The organism is Lutibacter sp., from assembly GCF_040883305.1.
In the GTDB taxonomy this organism is placed as follows: Bacteria; Bacteroidota; Bacteroidia; order Flavobacteriales; family Flavobacteriaceae; genus Lutibacter.
Window position 1 is genome coordinate 1 of the sequence record NZ_JBFLKT010000388.1, and the last position, 7,791, is coordinate 7,791.

A 7,791-nucleotide genomic window follows, 5' to 3' on the forward strand; every position below is an offset into this window, starting at 1 on the left:
ATATCGATCATACAATGTTTATAACATCGATCATACATTGTTTATAACATCGATCACACATTGTTCAAAACACAAAACATAGACATTCACATATATATATCACAAAGGTTAAGTACGTTAAATTAATTTTTCCTACCTCCATTAAATTATCAATTAAAAATTCCTCTCGTAATTGCTGTGTATCGTATTGTTTTACAGCTTTAGGACTTGATGCATAGCGTGATTCGTAATATGTTGACATGGTTTTAATATTTTAATGTAATCGATTACACAAATGTACATGTTTTTATTAAAAAAACTAAATTTTATGAAAAAAAGTAAATATTTTAATTAGAAATATTTATGTGGTGAAAATAATTTTAAATTGAAATTGAAAAAATTATAGTTTAAAACGGCTAAACAAAACACCTTTTTAAATATAATTTTACATTTATAAAAGTAAGAGTTCTATTCTATAGTTTAATAAGAAATCTATTAGATGCTATTTTAGCTAAAGATATATAATTAAACTATACAACATATTAGAATTTTTGTGTTATAAGTAATAACTAGTCATCTACAGTTACGGTAATTATTAAATTTACAGACATTACATGTACAAGAATCCCATAACGTTGTAATTCGAGCCTTCTTTGACCTTCAACCGCATGTTTATATCTTCTTTCAACTCTAATAGACTCTTCAAGTTCTGATGAATTTACAAAATCACTTAATAATACATAGGAGCAAAATATTCTCTTGCATGAACTTTATTTAGTTAGTCAATTACAGGTTACATTTTAGTTCGATTTACTAATTAAACTGAAGGTTTTTCCTTTTCTAGTTTTCCAAATCTTATTAATTTCATTTCTAATATCTTTTAATAATGTGTTATAATCATTTAATAGAACCCGATAATTAATTCTAAAGTAGTACTCTGTTATTATATTTGGTGTAAAACCTTTAAAAGTATATTTATTGAAAAAGGTTTTTTAAGAACATTGTTTTTATAAAATTACTATAAATATACTGAAGGTGATAAAATCAGTAATTTATGAAGCTTTTTTAATTAATAATTAAATAAGAACTATACTTCTTTTCTTAAAACTTCTAAAGGTGGACTTTTTAAAACACTTCTAATATTTGTTAAACCAACTAATAAAACCATTAAAGTAATTCCTGGCAGAAATATTAAAAAAGGAATTGCGGAAGGGATAAAAGGTTCTTTAAATAATAATGTTGCTAATAATTGGCTACTTATAAGCGACAATAAAATACCAACCAAACTTCCTAACATTCCTAAATAAATATATTCTAGTGCTGTAATCCGCACAATTTGTTTGCTTTTTGCTCCTAAAGTTCTTAACAATACACTTTCTTTAATTCGCTGGTATTTACTATTTCTAACAGAACCGATTAAAACAATAATTCCCGTTAGTATGCTAAAAAAGGCCATAAAATTAATAATCCAAGAGATTTTATCTAAAATATCTTCAATAATAGTATAAACCTGTCGTAAATCTAATACTGAAATATTAGGAAATTTCTGCACCAAATCACGTTGTAAATCCGCTGAAACAACTTCATTTGGCACATTGGTTGTCAACACATTAAACTGTGGCGCATTTTCTAAAACTCCGGCTGGAAAAACCACAGAAAAATTAAGTTGCATCCGCCCCCAATCTACTTTTCTAATGCTTCCAATAGTAGTTTCCAATAAAACTCCCTGCACATTAAAAATAACTTGATCTCCTATTGCTAAATCTGCATCTCCTGCTATGTTATCTGAAATAGAAACTAAAATAGGCGCACCTTGTTCTATTTTATTAATCCAAGTTCCTGCTACTAATTCTTCTGAAGCTAGCAATGAATCCCGGTACGTAACTCTAAACTCGTGATTTAGAATCCATCTATTCATAGTTGAAGTCGTGTCTTTACGAATATCATTTACCAATCGTTCTTTAATTTTATGCATTCGCATAGTAACAATAGGAATGTTATCTATTACCTCCAAACCTTTTGGAATCACTGTATTTACGACTGCCTCTTTTTGATCTGTTTGTACGTCCATTAAAATTATATTAGCGTTTTCTCTAGAATTCTCTATAGCGGTTTTTGCTAATAAAATATCTTTAGTAAAATATAATGTACTTATTAAAAATGTCCCTAAACCAATAGCTAAAATAAGTACCATTGTCTGGTTATTTGGACGAAATAAATTCAATAAACTTTGACGTTCTGTAAACCCCCAATTGGTTGGAAAATACTTTTTAATTAATTTCATAAAAAGACTAGAAATTCCAGCCATAATAGAGAAAGTAACTAAAATACCAACTGTAAATAATAGCCCAAACAATGCGTTTTTTAACAACCAGAACGAAAATAAAAATACAAATAATAAAATTGCAGCTAAGGTCAATAATCGCGCTTTTCTTGGTTTTACTAAATTTTCATCTGTTCCTCGCAACACTTCCAGCGGAGAAACATACCAAGTTCCTAATAATGGTAACAATGCAAATAAAACAGACATTAAAACACCCAACGTTATTCCCATAATTAAGGGTTGTGCGGAAATCGATATTTTAACATCAAATGGTAAAAAACCTTCTAAAATATAAGGAAAGGCATATTGCAAACCTGTACCAATGGCAGCTCCCAAAATTCCACCAATCAAGCCAATTCCAACAATTTGAATTAGATAAATTAAAAAAGTTTGCTTTCGTGAAGCTCCTATACATTTTAGTACTGCTACATTTTTTAATTTTTCTTTAATATAGATATGAACAGAGCTTGCTATTCCAACACATCCCAAAAGAAGTGCGATAAATGCTGCTAAATTTAAAAATTTACTCACATTATCATACCTTCGGCCTAAACGTTCACTGGTACTGGTATGTGTGTCTAAATCCGCATTTTCATCATCTAAAATAGGGTCTATTTTTTTATCTAATAGTTCTAAATCCATTGAAGGTGGCGCTACAAAAAAGTATTGGTATTCTTTTCTGCTTCCTAATTGTAATAATTCTGTTGCCTCAATAAAACGAAAAGGAATTAATACCGTAGGTGCAACTGAAGATGAAAAAGCTGTGCTTCCAGGAATAGACTTTAATGCGCCTGTTATTGGAAAAGTTAGCTTTCCTAATTTAATAGAATCTCCAGTTTTTAAATTGAATTGTAACATTAAGGTAGCGTCAACCAATGCGCCACCTAATTCTTGATAATTTTTAGCAGCATTTTCTGGTTCGGTATCTAATGTTCCGTAAAATGGGAAATCACCTTCTATGGCGCGCACTTTTACAAGTTTAGTACCTTCATTTTTTGGAAATGCTGCCATTGAAACAAAATTAACTTCTGAAGCTGCAACATTTAATGAATCTATAATCGCTTGTACTTTTTTAGATGGAAGCTGTCTGCTGTCGATAATAAAATCGGCACCCATTAAAGCCTTCGACTGGTTTTTAATGTTTTGCTTTAGATTTTCACTAAATAACTGAATTGAAACTACTGCAGCGATACCCAAAATAATAGAAGCCATAAAAAGCATTAATCTGGAGATGCTTGCTTTTCCATCGCGCCAAGCCATTTTAAATAGCCATTGTACCGAAGTTTTTGAGGATAATCTGCCCATTAACCTGCAATTGTTTTTTCATTCGACATTATTTTTCCTCCTTTTAAGCGCAATATTTGTTGTGTCCTATTCGCCAAATCTAAATCATGGGTAATAATAACCAAGGTGGTTCCGGCTTCTTTATTCAACTGAAAAAGTAATTGAATTACCTTTTCGCCTGTTTCTTCATCTAAATTTCCAGTGGGTTCGTCGGCAAATAAAATAGATGGTTTGTTAGAAAATGCTCTTGCCAATGCAACACGTTGTTGCTCACCTCCAGATAATTGCGATGGATAATGATGAAAACGATCTGCCAATCCAACCTTGTCTAATAATTCCATCCCAACCTTAGCTGCATTTTTATCACCTTGTAATTCTAAGGGGACAATTACATTTTCTAATGCCGTAAGTGTTGGTAATAATTGAAAGTTCTGAAAAATAAAACCGACTTCTTTATTGCGTAATTGTGCACGTTCATCTTCATCTAACGCTTCTAAATTACTACCGCATAATTCTATATTTCCAGCACTTGGGTGATCTAAACCAGCACACAACCCAAGCAATGTAGTTTTTCCACTTCCTGAAGGCCCTACAATAGAAAATATACTTCCGGCATCCACTTCAAAGGAAATATTACTTAATACTGTAAGTTTTTTTGAACCACTTATATATGTTTTCTCTAATTCGTGAATCTTTAATATCTTTGTCATAGTATTCATTTAATTTATATGCTAACAAAAAATGCAAAAACGGAAAAATAAACATTTGATTTTTAATTATAGTAATAGTGGTCTTCAGTTTTTCTTAAAGTTTTGTTATTTTTCAATTTTAGCCATACTACTTTCCTGTGGATCAGACACTTCAAAAAAGGGAAAAATAGATGAAACTGCTCCAACCGAAACTAAAGAAACTATTGTAGAAAATACCACAACAAAAACTATTTTAATTTTTGGTGATAGTTTAACGGCAGGTTTTGGATTAGAGGATACAAATGATGCTTTCCCTGCGCTAATTCAATCTAAGATAGACTCGCTTTCTTTAAATTATACGGTTATTAATTCAGGAGTTAGTGGAGAAACTACTGCAGGAGGAAAAAGTAGAATAAACTGGGTATTGAATCAAAAAATTGATGTTTTTGTATTAGAATTAGGTGCTAATGATGGTTTGCGTGGTGTTCCTTTAAAAGAAACTCGCGGAAATTTACAAGCAATAATTGATGCTGTACGAACAAAAAACTTGAATACTAAAATTATTTTAGCGGGAATGCAATTGCCTCCAAATATGGGACAAGATTATACTTCTGAATTTAGAACCATTTTTCCTGAATTGGCTGAGAAAAATGACCTCTCTTTGATTCCATTTTTATTGAAAGATGTTGGAGGAGTTCCGGAGTTAAACCAAGCAGATGGCATTCATCCAACGGTTGAAGGTCATAAAATATTGGCAAACAATGTATGGGATGTTTTAAAAAATGTAGTAAAAGAGTAATTTGAAAATAGAAGACTCGTTTCAGCAACTATCAACTTAAAACTATTAGATTTTCTCTACTAAAACTACCGCCTTCTATTTGCTAATAAAGGCGGTGGTTCTCCGTTAAAAGGATTCCAACGACTGATACTTTTTGCACCCATCCCAGAAGCTCTGATAACTGCTCTATCGCCATAACGTTCACGCATTTTATCCATTGCCTGGTATAAATTTAAAATTTTATCATTGTCTTCAAATAAATTAATTTGATGACCTCCACTAACTAAATGGCTAAATTTAACACCAATTAAACGCACTAATAATCTGCGTTGGTACAAACTTTTATACAATTCCATAACAACTGGTAATATTGAATGATCGGAAGAACTATACGGAATCCTTTTTTGCTTTGTATAAGTTTGAAAATCGGAATAACGGATTTTAAACGTAACACAAGCCGTTAATTTATCTCCTCTTCGTAATTGAAAAATTAAATTTTCAGCCATTGCAACTATAATACTTTTTAATTTGTTTACATCGGTGGTATCTTTATCAAAAGTACGTTCTGTAGAAATAGATTTACGTTCGTGGTATTTTATAACTGGTGTATTATCAATGCCATTTGCTTTTTTCCAAATAGTAGTTCCTGATTTTCCAAAAACTCGCGCCATCATATTTACAGGCATTTCCTGCACTGTTTGTATGCGTTTTATACCTAAATCGCATAAGGTATTATAGGTTTTCTCACCAACCATTGGTATTTTACGCACAGATAATGGTGCTAAAAAAAACTTTTCGGTTCCTGTATTAATTTTTAATTCATTATTAGGTTTTGCTTCACCAGTTGCAATTTTTGAAACTGTTTTATTTGCCGATAAACCAAATGAAATTGGCAATCCTGTTTCTCTTATAATTTTAGTTCGTAATTCTGAAGCTAATTGATGACAACCAAAAAATTTATCCATTCCTGTTAAATCAATATAAAACTCATCTATAGATGATTTTTCATATAAAGGAACGCTGTCATTTATAACATCTGTAACCAATTTAGAATATTTGGTGTAAATACCCGAATTGCCACGTAATACAATTGCCTCTGGACATAATTGTTTTGCCATACGCATTGGCATTGCAGAATGTACACCATATTTACGCGCCTCATAACTGCAACTTGCAACTACCCCTCTATCTGATGTGCCGCCAATTAAAACGGGTTTATTATTTAACCGACTGTCGATTAAACGTTCACACGATACAAAAAAAGTATCTAAATCCATATGTACAATGGAGCGTTCTAATGTTGAATTCATACTGTTATTTTTTTAGTTGCTTCTGCATATCTAGGATCTTGAATAATGGTTAATTTCTCCATTTTTTCTATTTCAACACTTACACAGTCAAATTCTGCACTTACTTTTCCTGTTAATTCATAAACACCTCTTCCTTTAAATGGATATTTTTTTGCTGATAATGGAAAGTGAACCGTATCAATATGATCACCGTTACTATCCACAAAAGTTCCAAAATACATTAAATCGCCTTTTGAAGTTCCTGTTCTTTTTGCTGTTACATAATAACCATAAACAGTAACCATTTTACCTATATAATTTAATAGGTCTTTTGCCATAATTTTTTGATGAACTGGTACTTTTAATAATTTAAACGGACTACACAACGGAAATCCTAAATATTGAATTTCATCAAAAGCATCTTCAAAATTAGAACAACTTAGTTCGGGTGTTTTATAGGTGATTTTTTCAGATTTAAAAAGTGTTGTTACGGTTTCCTCTAAAACCACTTTATTCACTTTCATATAAGCTTCCCATAACAATTCTCGTTTGTTTCTACCCGTAAACTGAAACGCATTTACTTTTATAAGTATTGAAAGTTGTTGTAATGAAATGGGAACACGATCTATAAAATTATCTAAGTCTGAAAACAAGCCGTTTTTTTGTCTTTCTTTTACAATTTTTGAAGCATTCTTAACTTCAAAACTCTCTAACATTATAAACCCTAAATAAATATTATTTCCTTCTATATAATTCTGATATTGAGATTTATTTATTGTTGGAGGATGCACAATGCCGCCATTCATTCTCGCATCATGTATATAGTATTCGGGTCTGTAAAAACCTCCAAAATTATTTAAAGTTGCAACTAAATATTCCAATGGATAATAGGCTTTTAAAAACAAACTTTGATAGCTTTCAACTGCATACGAAGCTGAATGTCCTTTGGCAAAGGCATACCCTGCAAAACTTTCTATTTGTCGCCATATTTCTGAAGTCAATTCCAAACTATGTCCTTTGTTTTTACAGTTCTCAAAAAACTGATTTTGAACCTTCATAAATTCATCTCGCGATCTAAATTTTCCACTCATTCCTCTTCGTAACATATCGGCTTCACCTAAATTTAAACCTCCAAAATAATGTGCCACTTTTATCACATCTTCCTGATATACCATAACGCCATAGGTTTCTGGCATAATTTTTAGTAAAATTGGATGCGCATCTTTTCTGCGTTCAGGTTTTCTATAGCGCAAAATATATTCGCGCATCATACCCGATTTAGCTACTCCTGGTCGTATTACAGAACTTGCAGCAACCAAGCCTAAATAATTATCTACTTGTAACTTTTTTAACAGCATACGCATTGCTGGAGATTCTACATAAAAACAACCAATAGCTTTGGCGTTCTTTAATAAACACTTAATTTTTTCGTCTTGTTTAAAACGTTTA

At 31.2% G+C, this 7,791-nt stretch carries 4 protein-coding genes and 2 pseudogenes; 1 reads left to right on the forward strand and 5 read right to left on the reverse strand.

Features of this window, described 5'->3' with window-relative positions; all coding sequences use genetic code 11:
• Positions 1 to 112 precede the first annotated feature (112 nt).
• The 3 genes and pseudogenes from AB1Z17_RS12460 to AB1Z17_RS12470 all read right to left on the reverse strand — a co-directional run.
• Positions 113 to 241 (reverse strand): annotated as a pseudogene (locus AB1Z17_RS12460) (5-dehydro-4-deoxy-D-glucuronate isomerase); the annotation flags it as partial.
• An 825-nt stretch (positions 242 to 1,066) separates the two neighbouring features.
• Positions 1,067 to 3,562, reverse strand: a complete 2,496-nt coding sequence (locus tag AB1Z17_RS12465; RefSeq protein ID WP_368052116.1) for an ABC transporter permease — start codon at positions 3,560 to 3,562, stop codon at positions 1,067 to 1,069.
• Between the two features lie 44 nt (positions 3,563 to 3,606).
• A complete protein-coding gene (locus AB1Z17_RS12470; protein WP_368052113.1) occupies positions 3,607 to 4,296 on the reverse strand; it encodes an ABC transporter ATP-binding protein in 690 nt (229 codons plus the stop codon).
• Between the two features lie 31 nt (positions 4,297 to 4,327).
• Between AB1Z17_RS12470 and AB1Z17_RS12475 the strand changes: the two genes are divergently transcribed.
• Positions 4,328 to 5,074, forward strand: a complete 747-nt coding sequence (locus AB1Z17_RS12475; RefSeq protein WP_368052114.1) for an arylesterase — start codon at positions 4,328 to 4,330, stop codon at positions 5,072 to 5,074.
• 65 nt (positions 5,075 to 5,139) lie between these two features.
• Here the strand turns inward: AB1Z17_RS12475 and dinB are convergent, their stop codons facing one another.
• Together dinB and AB1Z17_RS12485 are read right to left on the reverse strand one after the other, a co-directional pair.
• On the reverse strand, positions 5,140 to 6,363 hold the full coding sequence (gene dinB, locus AB1Z17_RS12480; protein WP_368052115.1) for a DNA polymerase IV: 1,224 nt from the start codon (positions 6,361 to 6,363) through the stop codon (positions 5,140 to 5,142).
• Positions 6,360 to 7,791, reverse strand: a pseudogene (locus AB1Z17_RS12485) (DNA polymerase III subunit alpha); the annotation flags it as partial. The pseudogene AB1Z17_RS12485 and the gene dinB, both read right to left, overlap by 4 nt.

Bases quoted from the DNA above. Each gene is read 5' to 3' on its own strand.
- AB1Z17_RS12470 (WP_368052113.1), bottom strand. From the start codon at position 4,296: ATGACAAAGATATTAAAGATTCACGAATTAGAGAAAACATATATAAGT.
- AB1Z17_RS12475 (WP_368052114.1), top strand. From the start codon at position 4,328: ATGCAAAAACGGAAAAATAAACATTTGATTTTTAATTATAGTAATAGT.
- AB1Z17_RS12465 (WP_368052116.1), bottom strand. From the start codon at position 3,562: ATGGCTTGGCGCGATGGAAAAGCAAGCATCTCCAGATTAATGCTTTTT.
- dinB (WP_368052115.1), bottom strand. From the start codon at position 6,363: ATGAATTCAACATTAGAACGCTCCATTGTACATATGGATTTAGATACT.